General features: G+C 47.5%; 15 protein-coding genes, 4 tRNA genes and 3 other RNA genes. 20 read left to right on the plus strand and 2 right to left on the minus strand.

From position 1 onward, the window contains the following. Window positions 1-755: 755 nt before the first annotated feature. From cydA to ygjG, 20 genes are all read left to right on the plus strand, one after another. Window positions 756-2,318: a cytochrome ubiquinol oxidase subunit I gene (gene cydA, locus U0008_RS06360; RefSeq protein ID WP_025800713.1), complete on the plus strand. Its 1,563-nt coding sequence runs from the start codon at window positions 756-758 to the stop codon at window positions 2,316-2,318. Between the two features lie 14 nt (window positions 2,319-2,332). Continuing rightward, window positions 2,333-3,472, plus strand: a complete 1,140-nt coding sequence (gene cydB / locus U0008_RS06365) for a cytochrome d ubiquinol oxidase subunit II (RefSeq protein ID WP_043491900.1) — start codon at window positions 2,333-2,335, stop codon at window positions 3,470-3,472. 12 nt (window positions 3,473-3,484) lie between these two features. Further along, window positions 3,485-3,598 carry a cytochrome bd-I oxidase subunit CydX gene (gene cydX / locus U0008_RS06370; RefSeq protein WP_020303871.1) on the plus strand — a complete coding sequence of 38 codons (114 nt, stop codon included), beginning with the start codon at window positions 3,485-3,487 and terminating at the stop codon, window positions 3,596-3,598. Further along, entirely contained in the window at window positions 3,598-3,891 is a 294-nt protein-coding gene (gene ybgE, locus U0008_RS06375; protein ID WP_025800715.1) for a cyd operon protein YbgE, read from the plus strand. Before cydX ends, ybgE begins: the two co-directional genes overlap by 1 nt. A 146-nt stretch (window positions 3,892-4,037) precedes the next feature. Next, window positions 4,038-4,442 (plus strand): tol-pal system-associated acyl-CoA thioesterase, encoded by a 405-nt coding sequence (ybgC, locus tag U0008_RS06380; protein WP_025800716.1) that lies wholly within the window; start codon window positions 4,038-4,040, stop codon window positions 4,440-4,442. Between the two features lie 5 nt (window positions 4,443-4,447). Next, window positions 4,448-5,122 (plus strand): Tol-Pal system protein TolQ, encoded by a 675-nt coding sequence (tolQ, locus tag U0008_RS06385; RefSeq protein ID WP_202209954.1) that lies wholly within the window; start codon window positions 4,448-4,450, stop codon window positions 5,120-5,122. A gap of 13 nt (window positions 5,123-5,135) precedes the next feature. Continuing rightward, window positions 5,136-5,558 carry a colicin uptake protein TolR gene (tolR, locus tag U0008_RS06390; protein ID WP_004096609.1) on the plus strand — a complete coding sequence of 141 codons (423 nt, stop codon included), beginning with the start codon at window positions 5,136-5,138 and terminating at the stop codon, window positions 5,556-5,558. 171 nt (window positions 5,559-5,729) lie between these two features. Next, window positions 5,730-6,968 carry a cell envelope integrity protein TolA gene (gene tolA / locus U0008_RS06395; protein WP_043491904.1) on the plus strand — a complete coding sequence of 413 codons (1,239 nt, stop codon included), beginning with the start codon at window positions 5,730-5,732 and terminating at the stop codon, window positions 6,966-6,968. Window positions 6,969-7,150: 182 nt separating this feature from the next. Further along, window positions 7,151-8,443 carry a Tol-Pal system beta propeller repeat protein TolB gene (gene tolB, locus U0008_RS06400; RefSeq protein WP_025800718.1) on the plus strand — a complete coding sequence of 431 codons (1,293 nt, stop codon included), beginning with the start codon at window positions 7,151-7,153 and terminating at the stop codon, window positions 8,441-8,443. A 48-nt stretch (window positions 8,444-8,491) separates the two neighbouring features. After that, window positions 8,492-9,007, plus strand: coding sequence for a peptidoglycan-associated lipoprotein Pal (gene pal, locus U0008_RS06405; RefSeq protein WP_025800719.1), 516 nt, complete (start codon window positions 8,492-8,494; stop codon window positions 9,005-9,007). A gap of 22 nt (window positions 9,008-9,029) precedes the next feature. Continuing rightward, window positions 9,030-9,821 carry a cell division protein CpoB gene (cpoB, locus tag U0008_RS06410; protein WP_043491907.1) on the plus strand — a complete coding sequence of 264 codons (792 nt, stop codon included), beginning with the start codon at window positions 9,030-9,032 and terminating at the stop codon, window positions 9,819-9,821. A gap of 180 nt (window positions 9,822-10,001) precedes the next feature. Next, a tRNA-Lys gene (locus tag U0008_RS06415) sits at window positions 10,002-10,077 on the plus strand. A gap of 13 nt (window positions 10,078-10,090) precedes the next feature. Beyond that, window positions 10,091-10,212, plus strand: a non-coding RNA gene (locus U0008_RS06420) — RtT sRNA. 45 nt (window positions 10,213-10,257) lie between these two features. Further along, window positions 10,258-10,333, plus strand: a tRNA-Lys gene (locus U0008_RS06425). Window positions 10,334-10,389: 56 nt separating this feature from the next. Continuing rightward, window positions 10,390-10,465 (plus strand) — tRNA-Lys (locus U0008_RS06430). A 28-nt stretch (window positions 10,466-10,493) separates the two neighbouring features. Continuing rightward, window positions 10,494-10,569, plus strand: a tRNA-Lys gene (locus U0008_RS06435). Window positions 10,570-10,613: 44 nt separating this feature from the next. After that, a non-coding RNA gene (locus tag U0008_RS06440) (RtT sRNA) lies at window positions 10,614-10,739 on the plus strand. 44 nt (window positions 10,740-10,783) lie between these two features. Then, window positions 10,784-10,907: non-coding RNA, RtT sRNA (locus U0008_RS06445), on the plus strand. 172 nt (window positions 10,908-11,079) lie between these two features. Next, window positions 11,080-12,147, plus strand: coding sequence for a quinolinate synthase NadA (gene nadA / locus U0008_RS06450; RefSeq protein WP_043491914.1), 1,068 nt, complete (start codon window positions 11,080-11,082; stop codon window positions 12,145-12,147). A 369-nt stretch (window positions 12,148-12,516) separates the two neighbouring features. After that, window positions 12,517-13,917 carry a putrescine aminotransferase gene (gene ygjG, locus U0008_RS06455; RefSeq protein WP_025800722.1) on the plus strand — a complete coding sequence of 467 codons (1,401 nt, stop codon included), beginning with the start codon at window positions 12,517-12,519 and terminating at the stop codon, window positions 13,915-13,917. 97 nt (window positions 13,918-14,014) lie between these two features. On the opposite strand, the gene zitB is transcribed toward ygjG, so the two are convergent. Both zitB and U0008_RS06465 read right to left on the minus strand, forming a co-directional pair. Next, complete coding sequence (zitB, locus tag U0008_RS06460; protein WP_043491917.1) at window positions 14,015-14,983, minus strand: CDF family zinc transporter ZitB; 969 nt, start codon at window positions 14,981-14,983, stop codon at window positions 14,015-14,017. A 120-nt stretch (window positions 14,984-15,103) separates the two neighbouring features. Further along, complete coding sequence (locus tag U0008_RS06465) at window positions 15,104-15,757, minus strand: CPBP family intramembrane glutamic endopeptidase (protein ID WP_043491919.1); 654 nt, start codon at window positions 15,755-15,757, stop codon at window positions 15,104-15,106. Between the last annotated feature and the right edge of the window lie 250 nt (window positions 15,758-16,007).

Here is a 16,007-nt window from a genome sequence, read left to right on the forward strand (position 1 = left end):
AACATTCCGTATCGCGGTTAAATGACCACTGCAATTCCTTCGCCACACAGAGAAAAATGGCGATATTTTATGCTCCATCAACTCTGCGCTATTGCTTCTTTCGCCATTAACTTCTTACCTGTTTGCGTAACGTTTCCACTTTGCTTACTGACGATTTGTCACGTTGCTTTATTACTCTGTTATTGAAAATAGCGCGTAATGAAAATAAAAAATCACGGAAAAGAAACAGGATGCCGAATAAATAACAATCAATTAACAATAAGTAACCATGAATACGTTTATGATACTTTTGCTTAACATAGATCAATGAAATTCCTATAAAAAAATGCCAGAAATAGTGCCTTAAACAGTGGGTTTTGCTAATCTTGTTGCAGATCAATTTTGGGTAATTATAACCATTTGCCTAAAACGTGACCTAAATACACAAATCTAATTCCTAACATGAAAATACCTATTTATTGTGTGGGAATGGCGGGGTACTATTTACTCGTCTGTAATACTGAGTCGTTTTTATTGTTATATTTGTTATCTTCCTTCGGTTTTTCGTTGCAAACGTTTTCTGAACTATGCTGATGGAGAGGTTTTACCTCAACACCCGTTGCTAAGATTTGGAAAGCGTAGGCTGCCGAGAATTGGGGGAGGTTCCAATTTGTTGTTGAAGGGCATTCACTGCTGGTAGTTATGTGACTTCCGTACTCGAACGGGAGCCGTGTTGCCGCAAGTCGGAGTCTTCCTGCGAGGAGCAAGGAGTCAAGATGTTGGATATTGTCGAACTGTCACGGTTACAGTTTGCCTTAACGGCGATGTACCACTTCCTGTTTGTGCCACTAACGCTGGGTATGGCGTTCTTGTTGGCCATCATGGAAACGGTATACGTTCTTACGGGCAAACAAGTTTATAAAGATATGACTAAGTTCTGGGGCAAGTTGTTTGGTATCAACTTTGCGCTTGGGGTTGCCACGGGTTTAACCATGGAATTCCAGTTCGGGACTAACTGGTCATACTATTCCCACTACGTTGGAGACATCTTTGGTGCGCCGTTGGCCATTGAAGGGTTGATGGCGTTCTTCCTTGAATCTACCTTTGTTGGTCTGTTCTTCTTTGGCTGGGATCGTCTGGGCAAAGTACAGCACTTGGCAGCCACCTGGTTAGTTGCGTTAGGTTCCAACCTGTCTGCACTGTGGATTCTGGTGGCTAACGGCTGGATGCAGAACCCAATCGCGTCGGATTTCAACTTTGAAACCATGCGTATGGAAATGGTGAGCTTCTCTGAGCTGGTATTAAACCCAGTTGCTCAGGTGAAATTCGTTCACACCGTTTCTGCGGGCTACGTGACCGGTGCCATGTTCGTTCTGGGTATCAGTTCCTACTACTTGCTGAAAGGCCGTGATTTCGCCTTTGCTAAGCGTTCATTTGCTATCGCCGCGGCGTTTGGTCTGGCTGCGTCTCTGTCTGTTATCGTTCTGGGTGATGAATCCGGTTACGAGATGGGTGACGTACAGAAAACCAAACTGGCAGCGATTGAAGCAGAGTGGGAAACCCAACCGGCTCCAGCATCGTTTACTCTGTTTGGTATCCCTAATCAGGAAACCATGACCAACGAATATGCGATTCAAATTCCTTACGCACTGGGCCTGATCGCGACGCGTTCGCTTGATCAGAAAGTGACTGGCCTGAAAGAGCTGATGGCTCAGCATCAGGTTCGTATCCGTAATGGTATGAAAGCTTACGAGTTGCTGCAGGAACTACGTACCGGTAACACCGATCCTACCGTGCGTGATGCCTTCAACAAAACCAAGCAGGACTTGGGCTACGGTATGCTGCTGAAGCGTTATACTGATAACCCATCTCAGGCAAGTGAAGAGCAGATTCAGGCCGCAACCAAAGATTCTATTCCTAAAGTTGCTCCGTTGTACTTTGCCTTCCGCATCATGGTGGCATGTGGCTTTGCGCTGTTGCTGATCATTGCACTGTCCTTCTGGAGCGTTGTTCGCGGTAACGTGGGTAAAAAACGCTGGCTGCACCGTGCGGCATTGCTGGGTATTCCTTTACCTTGGATTGCCTGTGAAGCGGGCTGGTTTGTTGCTGAGTATGGTCGTCAACCATGGGCTATCGGTGAAGTATTGCCGACCGCGGTGGCGAACTCTTCTCTAACAACGGGCGATCTGCTGTTCTCCATTATTCTGATCTGCGGTCTGTACACGCTGTTCTTAGTCGCAGAAATGTATTTGATGTTCAAATTTGCTCGCCTGGGGCCAAGCAGCCTGAAGAGCGGTCGTTATCATTTTGAACAGACGAATGCAGTAGAAGCGCGCTAACAGGAGTCCACGCTATGTTTGATTATGAAGTATTGCGGTTTGTCTGGTGGCTGCTCGTTGGTGTGCTGCTGATTGGATTCGCAGTCACCGACGGTTTTGATATGGGGGTAGGTGTGCTCTCCCGTATCATCGGTAAGACCGATACCGAACGCCGTATTATGATTAACGCGGTTGCCCCTCACTGGGAAGGTAACCAAGTTTGGCTGGTAACCGCGGGTGGTGCGCTGTTTGCTGCATGGCCAATGGTTTACGCGGCTGCATTCTCCGGCTTCTACGTTGCTATGATTTTAGTACTGGCGTCATTGTTCTTCCGTCCGGTTGGCTTTGATTACCGTTCTAAGATCGAGAGTACACGCTGGCGTAACATGTGGGACTGGGGCATCTTTATTGGTAGCTTCGTGCCTGCACTCGTCTTCGGCGTGGCATTCGGTAACTTGCTGTTGGGTGTTCCATTCCATATTGATGAATACCTGCGTCTTTACTACACAGGCAACTTCTTCCAACTGCTGAATCCGTTTGGCCTGTTGGCGGGTGTGGTAAGCTTGACGATGTTGCTGGCTCAGGGCGCAACTTATCTGCAAATGAAAACCTCGGGCGAAGTGCATTTGCGCTCTCGTACTGCGGCGCAGATTTGTTCTCTGGTCATGGCAGTCGCATTCTTGCTGGCAGGCGTTTGGCTGGTGAAAGGCATTGATGGTTATGTGATTACTTCTGCTATCGATACTACGGCCCAGTCTAACCCACTGCGTAAAGAAGTTGCTCATCAGGCCGGTGCATGGCTGTTGAACTTCAACAAGTACCCAATCCTGTGGGCTCTGCCTGCGCTGGGTGTGGTACTGCCGTTGCTGACAACGTTGTGCTCACGCGTTGAGAAAGGTGGCTGGGCGTTCCTGTTCTCCTCTCTGACCATTGCCTGTGTGATCCTGACCGCCGGTGTGACCATGTTCCCGTTCGTGATGCCTTCTATCACCAACCCAAGCATGAGTCTGACCATGTGGGATGCGACGTCTAGCTTGCTGACTCTGCAAGTGATGACCGTGGTTGCGATTATTTTTGTTCCAATTGTGCTGCTGTACACCATCTGGTGTTACTACAAAATGTTCGGCCGTTTGGACAAAAAATATATCGAAGAAAACACGCACTCACTTTATTAAGGAGCGATAACCATGTGGTATTTTGCCTGGATTTTAGGAACGCTTCTGGCTTGTTTCTTCGCTATCATTACAGCGATGGCGATTGAAAACAGCGAAGCCAAGGCAACGGCGAAAGACGCCGAGTAATGGCTAACTTATCTGATAAGCTCTATCAGATCATGGACAAGGGCCCGTTACGGGCCCTTTCACTGGTTCTGGCATTAGTGGTGGCGTTTTGTGTTTTTTGGGACCCATCGCGTTTTGCCGCCAAGACCAGTGAGCTTGAGATTTGGCAAGGGCTATTAATTATGTGGGCGGTTTGCGCCGGTGTGATACATGGCGTAGGTTTTCGTCCTTACCGCAGTCTGTGGAAAGCCGTGTTCTCTCCATTGCCTGCCGTGATTATTCTGCTGGCCGGTTTGTTACACTTCTTCAGTTAACGTCAAGAACGGTTAGTAATTCTTCAAAATAATTATGGGTCCATGATTGATCCATAATTATTTTCGTTCTCATCTACCTCCCCCATTCCCAACCCGTTTTCAAGTGAGTATAGTAACCGCGTTAATTTGCATTTCTGAGATGTAGAGTGAGTATTATGATCTTCCGATGGCCGGTACGTGTATATTACGAAGACACGGACGCCGGGGGCGTGGTTTATCACGCACGATACGTCGCTTTTTATGAAAGAGCGCGCACAGAGATGCTGCGCCAACATAATTTCAGTCAGCAACAATTGCTGAGTGAGCATGTCGCTTTTGCTGTCCGTCGCATGACGGTAGAGTATCTGTCACCTGCACGTCTGGATGACATGCTGGAGGTAGAGACTGAGATTACCGCCATACGAGGGGCTTCTCTCACGTTTGCCCAACGTATCATCAATTCGCAAGGCAAAATTTTAAGCCAAGCTGATGTGTTGGTTGCATGCATCGATCAAAACCAAATGAAGCCTATTGCGCTTCCCAAGTCTATTGTCGCGGAGTTTAAGCAGTGACTGACATGAACATGTTCGATTTATTTTTGAAGGCGAGCCTGCTGGTAAAGCTTATCATGCTGGTTTTGGTGTGCTTCTCTATCGCCTCTTGGGCCATCATCATTCAGCGTACCCGCATCCTGAATGCGGCCACGCGTGATGCTGAAGCCTTCGAAGATAAATTCTGGTCGGGAATTGAGTTATCTCGTCTGTATCAGGAAAGCCAAACTCGTCGTGATAGCCTGACTGGCTCAGAGCAAATCTTCCATTCTGGTTTTAAAGAATTTGCGCGTTTACACCGTGTAAACAGCCATGCTGCGGACGGCGTGATTGAAGGCGCAACGCGTGCGATGCGCATTTCATTAAATCGCGAAGTTGAAGGTTTGGAAACGCATATCCCGTTCTTGGGTACCGTTGGTTCAATCAGCCCGTATATCGGCCTGTTCGGTACCGTTTGGGGGATTATGCATGCCTTTATCGGTTTGGGTGCTGTTAAACAGGCAACCCTGCAAATGGTTGCTCCAGGTATTGCAGAAGCATTGATCGCAACGGCGATCGGTCTGTTTGCTGCAATCCCAGCGGTTATGGCCTACAACCGTCTGAATCAGCGTGTGAATAAGCTTGAACAGAATTACACCAATTTTATGGAAGAGTTCATTGCCATTCTGCACCGTCAGGCTTTTGCTACCGAATCTAAATAAGTAGGAGGTTAGCATGGCGAGATCAAGTGGCCGTCGCGAGCTCAAATCTGAAATTAACATCGTTCCGTTACTGGACGTGTTATTAGTTCTGGTACTGATTTTTATGGCGACAGCGCCGATTATCACCCAGAGCGTTGAGGTTGATTTACCCGACGCAACGGATTCAAAAACGGTAAGCACCAACGACAACCCACCGGTTATCGTTGAAGTGTCTGGCATTGGCCAATATGCGGTTGTGGTTGATCATAATCGTATGGAACAGCTGCCAGCGGAGCAGGTTGTTGCGGAAGCGCAATCTCAGCTTAAAGCTAATCCAAAAACCGTATTTTTGATCGGTGGTGCTAAAGATGTACCTTATGACGAAATCATTAAGGCGCTGAATCTTTTGCATCAGGCAGGCGTAGCCTCTGTAGGGTTAATGACGCAGCCGATCTGATTGCTGTAAAAAAGCATGAAATCCGTGTTGGAATTCCTGTACTAAAGCGCTAGCATGCAGCCTGTTTATAGGCTGCGTGTTGCATTTTGCGCAGAGGATATTTGGCACTTAATTTGTTTAACTGAGCTTTTGGAAACCGGCTCCGGGATACTGGCTCTTGGAAACTGAATCGTGGTAAAGGCATCTGAGAAAAACGATAAGCTAAATCGCTCTGTCATCGTTTCAATCATTTTGCATATTGTCCTGATAGCGTTATTAGTCTGGGGCTCAATGATGCAGGATTCAACGATAAGTGCTGGCGGCGGCGGTGGCGGCGGTTCTGCCATTGACGCGGTCATGGTTGATTCCGGTGCAATGGTTCAACAGTATAATGATCGCCAGCAACAGCAGCAAAGTGATGCGCGTCGTGCAGAACAGCAGCGTAAAAAACAAGCCGAAAAGCAGGCTGAAGAACTACAACAAAAACAGGCTGAGGAACAGCAGCGTCTAAAAGAGCTGGAAAAAGAGAGAATTCAGGCGCAGGAAGATGCTAAACAAGCTGCAGAAGACGCCAAACAGGCGGCTGAAGAAGCTAAAAAGCAGGCTGCGGAAGAAGTGAAAAAGGCAGCAGAAGACGCTAAGAAAGAGGCTGCTTTAGCAGCGGCTAAAGCGAAGCAGGAAGCAGCCAAAGAGGCAGCGCTTGCTGCCGCTGCCGCGAAGAAACAAGCGGAAGAAGAAGTTAAGAAAGCGGCAGCAGAGGCGAAGAAACAGGCCGAAGCTGAAGCGAAAAAACAAGCTGCAGCTGATGCTAAGAAAGCCGCTGAAGAAGCCAAAAAACAGGCTGCTGATGAGGCGAAGAAGGCGGCTGAAGACGCTAAGAAAGAAGCCGCAGCTGAAGCGAAAAAACAAGCTGCCGCAGATGCTAAAGCGAAAGCAGATACTGAAGCTAAAGCCGCAGCCGCTGCGAAAAAAGCCGCAGATGCCAAGAAAAAGGCCGATGCCGCCGCCGCTGCGAAAGCCGCAGAAGGCGTTGACGACCTGTTTGATGGCCTCGCTGATGGCAAAAACGCGCCGAAGGGTGGGGGAGCCGCAGGTGCTGCGGGGACTTCTGGCAAAGCTGGCGCGGCAGGAAAAGGTAATAGCAAAACGAGTGGAGCTTCTGGCGCAGATATCAGTAACTACGCTGGACAGATTCAAGCGGCGATTGAAAGTAAGTTCCATACAGATCCGAGCTTTAGCGGCAAAGTATGTAACCTGCGTATTAAGCTCGCGTCGGATGGCATGCTGTTAAGCGTGACTTCTGAAGGTGGCGATCCTGCGCTTTGTCAGGCGGCGGTTGCAGCTGCGAGAATGGCGAAATATCCTAAGCCGCCAAGTGACGCCATTTACCAGATATTTAAAAATGCGCCCGTTGATTTTAAACCGAATTGATTTGACTAATTTTGTTTGAATAACAGTGCATTAGATAAAGCCGAAGTAAAGCAACATATAGTGAAGGTAAAGTTTCGGAATTATATGATGGTTACACTGGGCAATATGTAGTTTTGTGTGCGTTGGTTTGTTAAAATTCTGCTAAATTATCGTGGCCATCGGGGTCAGATAAGGGAGATATGATGAAGCAGGCGTTTCGTGTAGCGATGGGACTATTAATCCTGTGGGCCAGTGTGCTCCACGCGGAAGTCCGAATAGTGATTACTCAGGGTGTTGATACCGCTCGTCCGATCGGTGTAGTGCCTTTCAAATGGATGGGACCGGGTTCTGCTCCTGAAGATATCGGTGGGATTGTCGCGGCTGACTTACGCAACAGCGGTAAATTCAACCCGATTGACACCAACCGTATGCCACAGCAGCCAACGACGGTTGCTGAAGTGACTCCGGCAGCGTGGACAGCATTGGGTATTGATGCGGTCGTGGTGGGTCAGGTTCAGCCAAGCGCAGATGGCGGCTATATGGTTTCTTATCAGATGGTTGATACCTCTGGTAACCCTGGCAGCGTTCTGTCTCAGAATCAGTACAAAGTGACCAAGCAGTGGCTACGCTATGCGGCACATACCAGCAGCGATGAAGTTTTTGAAAAGCTGACCGGTATTAAAGGCGCATTCCGTACCCGTATTGCCTATGTTGTGCAGACTAACGGCGGCCAGTTCCCTTATGAACTGCGCGTTGCTGACTACGATGGCTATAATCAGTTTGTTGTTCACCGCTCACCACAGCCATTGATGTCTCCGGCGTGGTCTCCAGACGGTAGCAAACTGGCTTATGTGACTTTCGAAAGCGGTAAATCAGCGCTGGTGATTCAGACTCTGTCTAACGGAGCAATCCGTCAGGTAGCGTCATTCCCACGCCACAACGGTGCGCCATCGTTCTCTCCAGATGGCAGCAAGTTGGCGTTCGCGCTGTCTAAAACAGGTAGCTTGAACCTGTATGTTATGGATTTGGGCTCTGGCTCAATTCGTCAGGTTACTGATGGCCGTAGCAACAATACGGAGCCTTCATGGTTCCCGGATAGTCAAACTTTGGCATTTACATCTGACCAAGGTGGACGTCCACAGATTTATAAAGTGAATATTAATGGTGGTGCGCCTGAACGTCTGACCTGGGAAGGTTCTCAGAATCAGGATGGCGACGTAAGTTCTGACGGCAAGTTCCTTGTCATGGTTGGCACTAGCGGCGGTTCACAGCACATCACTAAACTGGATCTCGGATCGAATGCGAATCAAGTTTTGACCAGCACGTTCCTAGACGAAACGCCGAGTATCGCGCCAAATGGTACCATGGTTATCTATAGTTCTACTCAAGGACTGGGTTCCGTGTTGCAGCTAGTCTCGACCGACGGGCGTTTCAAAGCGCGTCTTCCGGCAACCGATGGACAGGTGAAATTCCCTGCCTGGTCGCCGTATCTGTGATGCATGTATAAAAAGATATGTATAGCAAATTATAAAAGGATCAAAGAGATGCAACTGAACAAAGTTCTGAAGGGGCTGATGTTGGCACTGCCTATCATGGCTGTAGCTGCTTGTAGTTCACATAAAAATGCGAACGACGATCAATCAGCAATGGGTGCTGGCGCTGGTAACGGTATGGAAAACGGCAGCAGCAACCTGTCTTCTGAAGAACAGGCTCGTCTGCAGATGCAAGAACTCCAGAAAAACAACATCGTTTACTTCGGTCTGGACAAGTACGATGTGAGCTCTGACTACGCTCAGATGCTGGATGCGCATGCTGCTTTCCTGCGTAACAACCCATCTTACAAAGTGACTGTAGAAGGTCATGCGGATGAGCGCGGTACTCCTGAGTACAACATCGCCCTGGGCGAACGTCGTGCTAACGCAGTTAAGATGTACCTGCAAGGTAAAGGCGTAGGCGCTGATCAGATCTCTATCGTTTCTTACGGTAAAGAAAAACCAGCAGTACTGGGCCACGACGAAGCAGCCTATGCTAAAAACCGTCGTGCCGTACTGGTTTACTAATAGTTAGTAAGACGAGTATCGCATGAGCAGTAACTTCAGACTTCACTTGTTGAGTCTGTCGTTACTGGTTGGAATAGCGGCCCCCTGGGCCGCTATTGCCCAAGCACCAATCAGTAGCGTCGGCTCCGGCTCGGTTGAAGACCGAGTCACTTCACTTGAGCGTATAACCAATGCTCAGGGTCAACTATTTTCTCAGCTCCAGCAGCAACTCTCCGATAACCAGCGCGACATTGATTCTCTTCGTGGTCAAATCCAAGAAAGTCAGTATCAACTGAATCAAGTTGTTGAACGTCAAAAACAGATCCTCTTGCAGTTAGACAGTCAAGGTAGTGCCAATACAGGTGCCGCAGCCGCAGATTCGGCCGCCGCAGCCTCGACGGCTTCTGATGCTTCTAGCACTACGGCAGCCCCTGTAGCGAGCACTGCACCAGCTAGCAGTGGTGATGCCAACACGGATTACAACCGTGCGGTAGATTTGGTGTTGGTGAAAAAGCAGAACGATCAGGCAATTACCGCCTTCCAAAGCTTTGTTAAGCAATATCCAGATTCGACCTATCAGCCAAATGCAAATTATTGGCTGGGGCAACTTTTTTACAACAAAGGTAAAAAAGATGACTCGGCGTATTATTTTGCCGTAGTTGTTAAAAATTACCCTAAATCCCCGAAAGCGCCCGACGCGATGTACAAGGTTGGGGTGATCATGCAGGAGAAAGGGCAGGCTGATAAAGCCAAAGCCGTCTATCAGCAGGTTATTAAGCAATATCCAACGAGCGATGCTGCGAAGCAGGCTCAAAAACGTATTGCTGCATCATAAGCGTATTTTCAGGCTCAGAAGTAGACGATTTGTTTAATTTATGGGCCTGAACGTACGAAGTGCAATCAATTGAACTGATTATTAAAATTTTTGGTTGCGCTGTCCTGATAAATGGGTAATATATGCCGCCGTTGCCCAGACAAACTGAAACAGAGTGATTCAGGCAACAATTTTTGAAATGGGTCGTTAGCTCAGTTGGTAGAGCAGTTGACTTTTAATCAATTGGTCGCAGGTTCGAATCCCGCACGACCCACCATTCAAAAATAGTAGAAATAGGTAAGACGTGTGGGTGAGAACCGTAAAGGTTCGAGTCGAGCGAAAGCGAGACAACGTTGCGAAGCAACGGCCCGAAGGGCGAGGCGAAAGCCGAGTCATCCCGCACGACCCACCATTTCAAAATGATTTAGTTTTAAGGTAGTAAGCCAGATAAATAAATGGGTCGTTAGCTCAGTTGGTAGAGCAGTTGACTTTTAATCAATTGGTCGCAGGTTCGAATCCCGCACGACCCACCATTTATTTATTATGTTTGAGCATCAAACGGTTTTCTACTGAAGTAGCACTCTCGAATGGGTCGTTAGCTCAGTTGGTAGAGCAGTTGACTTTTAATCAATTGGTCGCAGGTTCGAATCCCGCACGACCCACCATTCGAAGAGAGTTACACTCCGCTACAGCGGGTCGTTAGCTCAGTTGGTAGAGCAGTTGACTTTTAATCAATTGGTCGCAGGTTCGAATCCCGCACGACCCACCATTTCTTTTAGTACCCTCATCGTTTCAAATAATCTAGATATATACAGAGTTCACTTGTCGTGTGGGTAAGAACCTGCGTTCAGGTTCGACAAAACACGTTAGTGTTTTGAACGTCGCTTGCGACGACCCTAAGGGCGAGGCGCAGCCGAGTAATCCCCGCACGACCCACCATTTCTTTTAGTACCTTCATCGCTTTAAATAATCTATATATATACAGAGTTCGCTTGTCGTGTGGGTAAGAGCCTGCGTTCAGGTTCGACAAAACACGTTAGTGTTTTGAACGTCGCTTGCGACGATCCGAAGGGCGAGGCGCAGCCGAGTCATCCTAACCAAATATCACTTTAGTGCCATTTCTTACCGATACTAAACAATCTCACGCTAACCTACCATTTCTGGCCTGAATTTGGCCTATCTCGACTAACTATGTTTAGTATACAAAACAAAAAGTCTAATTAGTGCTCACCTGTGTTAATCATTTGTTGTATACTCGCCAAACAATCAACCCTCCAAGATGAGCTATAGCGCGATGTTTGACCCAAATGCTGCGGTATACCCTTTTCCACCCAAGCCAACACCGCTGGTTCCAGATGAAAAACGCTTCTACCGCGAGAAAATCAAAACGCTGCTTAAGCAACGTAACGCGGTTCTAGTCGCACATTACTATACCGATCCAGAAATTCAGGCATTAGCAGAAGAGACCGGTGGCTGTGTGTCTGATTCATTAGAGATGGCGCGTTTTGGCCGAGATCATCCAGCGACGACTTTGCTTGTCGCCGGCGTTCGCTTTATGGGGGAAACGGCAAAGATCCTCAGCCCTGAAAAGCAGGTATTGATGCCAACGCTGCAGGCTGAATGCTCGCTCGATCTTGGCTGTCCTGTTGATGAGTTTAGTGCATTCTGCGATGCGCACCCGGATAGAACCGTGGTGGTTTATGCCAACACGTCGGCCGCAGTGAAAGCGAGAGCTGATTGGGTGGTCACATCCAGCATTGCAGTCGAGCTGATTGAGCATCTCGATAGCCTGGGCGAAAAAATTATCTGGGCTCCCGATCGCCATTTAGGTCGTTATGTTCAACGCCAAACCGGTGCGGATATACTGTGTTGGCAAGGTGCCTGTATTGTTCATGATGAGTTTAAAACTCAGGCATTAGAGCAAATGAAGCTGCTTTATCCTGATGCAGCCATTCTGGTTCATCCTGAATCGCCTCAGAGTATCGTCGACATGGCTGATGCAGTTGGTTCAACCAGCCAGTTGATTCAAGCTGCTCAGCGGCTGCCTAACCCGCAGATGATAGTGGCGACTGACCGCGGCATTTTTTACAAAATGCAGCAGGCATGCCCAGATAAAATTTTGTTAGAGGCACCAACGGCGGGCGAAGGCGCAACCTGTCGAACGTGTGCCCATTGCCCATGGATGGCAATGAATGGCCTTCAGGCCATTGCTACGGGATTAGAACAGGGTGGAAGCATGCATGAAATCAATGTTGATGCTGCGCTGCGTGAGCGCGCTCTGATGCCGTTGGATCGCATGTTACAGTTTGCAAGCGATCTCAAGCTCAAAGTGAAAGGTAATGCCTAAGTGGCTTGGCGCCTAACGGCTACAGCAAAAATGTGAGTATTAACTATGGCCTGAGCACTGTGTCTCAGGCCTTTTTTATGAATTTTTATTTACACGCTTTCCAAAAAAGAGCGAAACCCAAAATGCGCTGCTATAGTTCATGCTTGCACTGTGATGGTGAGCACACACTCCGATTGGCAATTTTATGCCGTTAGACTATTTAGCGTGTCGATTTTTTCTGCCAGTATTCATTTTCTTAAACAGCGTTAATCCTGTTGGTTCTATTAAATAACTATTTTCTTTCGAAATGCGTTAGCGGGCTGCGTTTGGTGCAATTTGTGCAATATTTAAACTGACGTCATGTGATGTCGACGAATTCAGGAGCACATTTTGTCTCGAACAAACGTGGTACTTAACCCGCTAGAGTGTACTCAGCAGGCATTGAACTGGATTGAAAAAAAGTCGCTAACGCATGATGAAATGGTGGCTTTAAACAAAGAAGTCCTGAGCAACTTCAGGGAGTACGTCAATCCTGGTTTCTTGGAATATCGGAAATCAGTCACGGCAGGCGGGGATTACGGAGCCGTAGAATGGCAAGCCAGCGGTCTAAACACGCTTGTCGACACTCAGGGGAACGAGTATATCGATTGCTTGGGTGGATTCGGTATTTTTAATGTAGGGCACCGTAATCCAAAAGTTATATCCGCCGTAGAAAGTCAGTTGGCGAAACAGCCGCTGCACAGCCAAGAACTCCTTGATCCACTACGTTCTATGTTGGCGAAAACCTTGGCGGCGATTACGCCGGGCGATCTCAAATATACGTTCTTCTGTAATAGCGGAACCGAATCCGTTGAGGCCGCGCTGAAGCTAGCTAAAGCGTATCAATCGCCGCATGGTAAATATACTTTTGTTGCTGCGACCGGTGCGTTCCACGGTAAATCGTTAGGCGCACTGTCCGCAACTGCGAAGTCTATTTTCCGTCGTCCGTTTATGCCTCTGTTACCCGGTTTCCATCATGTTCCTTTTGGGGATATTGAAGCCCTGCGCACTCAGTTGCATGAGTGCAAGAAGACCGGTGACGACGTTGCCGCTGTTCTGCTCGAGCCTATCCAAGGTGAAGGTGGGGTTATCTTGCCACCGAAAGGTTATTTACCGGCGGTCAGAGCGCTTTGTGATGAATATGGCGCATTGCTGATATTCGATGAAGTGCAAACCGGTATGGGCCGTACTGGCAAGATGTTTGCCTGTGAGCATGAAAATGTTACTCCAGACATTCTGTGCCTCGCAAAAGCTCTTGGCGGCGGTGTGATGCCAATTGGTGCAACGGTTGCGAACGAAAAAGTCTTCTCTGTCCTGTTTGATAATCCGTTCCTACACACTACGACCTTTGGTGGTAATCCGTTGTCCTGTGCGGCAGCGCTGGCGACCTTCAATGTGCTGTTAACTGAAGATCTTCCCGCGAAAGCAACCGAGCGTGGCCAGCAGTTAATGGATGGGTTCCGTCGCTTAGCAACGCAGTATCCTGAGTTTATGATGGAAGTGCGTGGACAAGGGCTCATGCAGGCGATTGAGTTTATCAAAAGCGAGGTAGGCTATGCGTTTTCTCGCGAGATGTTCCAGCGCAACGTGCTGGTTGCTGGAACGCTGAATAACTCTAAGTCTATTCGTATAGAACCGCCGCTCACCATTACGGCAGAACAATGTAAGCAAGTGCTGACTCGCGCAGAAGAGGCGTTAAAAGCGATGCGTGCATTGAGTCCCACTCAGCAGCCAACGATGAGCGTGGCCTGATAGGGATGATATAACGATAAAAAAGGGAACCTCGAAGCGATATGGCGAGGTTCCCTTTTTTCATTTGCTTTTCGCGAAGATGTTTGTGATTGCTTACTTAGTCTGTGTGCTCATGTGTGTGCCCATGGCTATGCGAATGAGAATGGCCTGAGGGCATTTTTACCTGAGTCATAAGATCGCAGTCATGTTCCTCACAGCCGTTATATTCCATTTGAATGGTTGCGTGCCCAATCTGATAGTGTTCTGCAAGATAATGCTGGATCTGGTCTAAAAGACCATCATGATCGTGTGGCGGAATCACTCGTACGTGCAGCGTCATTAAGCGCTGTTCGCCAATTTGCCAAATGTGCACATGATGTACATTACGCACCTCGGGAAATACATTGCATAGCGCTCGCTGGAGCTGCGGTACATCGACATCTTCTGGTGTGCCTTCTAAAAGTTCGTTAGTGCTTTCTTTCAGCAAATTCCATGCGCTGTGTAAAACCAAGCATGAGACGACGACGGAAAGAATAGGGTCAATGGGGGTCCATCCCGTCCACATGATGACCAGCGCCGCCACGATGGCACCCACGGAGCCTAAAAGATCGCCCATAACGTGCAGCGCGGCAGCACGAACGTTGATGTTTTTCTCTTCAGAACCGTGATGAAGCAGCCAGAATGAGAGAATATTCGCCAACAAACCTGCAATGGCGATGGCTAGCATTGTCCCTCCCATCACAGGCTCGGGCGACATAAAGCGTTTGACCGCTTCCCATACGATGATGAAAACAATCACCACCAACGCGGCGGCGTTAACGAATGCCGCAAGCGTGGTGAAACGCAGAAAACCAAATGAGTGTTTCAGAGTCGGTGAACGAGCGGCAAAGCGCACGGCGATAACCGCAACAAACAGGGCTGCAGTATCCGTTAGCATATGACCAGCATCGGCGAGCAACGCCAGCGAGCCTGAAATAAGCCCGCCGATAACTTCAACCACCATGAAGATGGCGGTGACGGCCAGAGCCAGTATCAAGCGTTTACTGTCGCTGCTTTGTGGGGAGTGAGAATGTTGATGAGCTGGCATCTTTTGTCCTTAATACGCTTTAGATTTTAACTATATAACTATAGTTTAAGCACAGGACGGCTGATACGGAACGTTCTCTAACGTTTTTTTGCCTAAGAAGGTGTCAGAAATATTTGTCATCTATCTGCTTAATATGACCAATATAGTTGCAAATGAATTAAAAATACAATGCAGAAATATAGGAAGCAGTAATCCATTTTTGTATATTCTTGCATAACATAATATGACGGAAAAAGTGAATAACTCTATGAAGGTCGTGGGAGAGTTATATTGAGTATGCATAAGACTGAATAAGAGAGATGTTAATACTATCCCATAAACTTTTACTTTAGGCCCCCATAAAAGAAATGCATTGAGAAGAAAACCACGAAATACGATCTCTTCATAAATAGGGGCTAAGAAGCAAACACAAAAAGAGAACAGGAAAAAAGAAAAACTGGAATAAGTAACTATCGATTCAGTCCACACTTCGGGCTTATCATAAAAAGCGGATATTATCCTTAGCGTGATGATAAAAAAGATAAAAAATAGCGCGCTTTTTATATCGATACTGCCCTTGTTGATGTCTTTGTAGTGAAACGAATATTTTCTTATTGCGATGTAAGAAAAAGGTGTCCAAAGTGCAAAACTCATAAATGGGATGAGATACCCACTTTGATAGAGTGCTTTATAGTTACTAAGCAATAGTGAAACATAAGAAATAAAATACCAAAGTATAAAAATGCTAAAGCAAATGAAGGATTGTGTTATTTTACCCAGTGTCTTGCTGTCCATTGCACGGTATTTCTCTATGATGTGTTCGCATGATTATAAATGCGACAGAGAAAACTAAGCAAGCATCCGACCTGAAACCTATGCTGAATTATAAATTAAGAATTTTATTAAAAATAATAATAGTGAATGAATGCGCTACAAATCTTTGCACGATTGATTGCTTGTAACCTGATGAAACTATTTTATGCGGAAAAGGCTTCTATGTGAGGAAGAAATTTTGTTGTTGGAGTTGCTTTTTCTTAGGCTGTTC

This window comes from Hafnia alvei, assembly GCF_034424155.1.
In the GTDB taxonomy this organism is placed as follows: Bacteria; Pseudomonadota; Gammaproteobacteria; order Enterobacterales; family Enterobacteriaceae; genus Hafnia; species Hafnia alvei.

What these genes read in the sequence shown, in the direction of transcription:
- cydA (WP_025800713.1), top strand. Translation starts at nt 756, where the DNA reads ATGTTGGATATTGTCGAACTGTCACGGTTACAGTTTGCCTTAACGGCG.
- cydB (WP_043491900.1), top strand. Translation starts at nt 2,333, where the DNA reads ATGTTTGATTATGAAGTATTGCGGTTTGTCTGGTGGCTGCTCGTTGGT.
- cydX (WP_020303871.1), top strand. Translation starts at nt 3,485, where the DNA reads ATGTGGTATTTTGCCTGGATTTTAGGAACGCTTCTGGCTTGTTTCTTC.
- ybgE (WP_025800715.1), top strand. Translation starts at nt 3,598, where the DNA reads ATGGCTAACTTATCTGATAAGCTCTATCAGATCATGGACAAGGGCCCG.
- tolQ (WP_202209954.1), top strand. Translation starts at nt 4,448, where the DNA reads ATGAACATGTTCGATTTATTTTTGAAGGCGAGCCTGCTGGTAAAGCTT.
- tolR (WP_004096609.1), top strand. Translation starts at nt 5,136, where the DNA reads ATGGCGAGATCAAGTGGCCGTCGCGAGCTCAAATCTGAAATTAACATC.
- tolB (WP_025800718.1), top strand. Translation starts at nt 7,151, where the DNA reads ATGAAGCAGGCGTTTCGTGTAGCGATGGGACTATTAATCCTGTGGGCC.
- pal (WP_025800719.1), top strand. Translation starts at nt 8,492, where the DNA reads ATGCAACTGAACAAAGTTCTGAAGGGGCTGATGTTGGCACTGCCTATC.
- cpoB (WP_043491907.1), top strand. Translation starts at nt 9,030, where the DNA reads ATGAGCAGTAACTTCAGACTTCACTTGTTGAGTCTGTCGTTACTGGTT.
- nadA (WP_043491914.1), top strand. Translation starts at nt 11,080, where the DNA reads ATGAGCTATAGCGCGATGTTTGACCCAAATGCTGCGGTATACCCTTTT.
- zitB (WP_043491917.1), bottom strand. Translation starts at nt 14,983, where the DNA reads ATGCCAGCTCATCAACATTCTCACTCCCCACAAAGCAGCGACAGTAAA.
- U0008_RS06465 (WP_043491919.1), bottom strand. Translation starts at nt 15,757, where the DNA reads ATGGACAGCAAGACACTGGGTAAAATAACACAATCCTTCATTTGCTTT.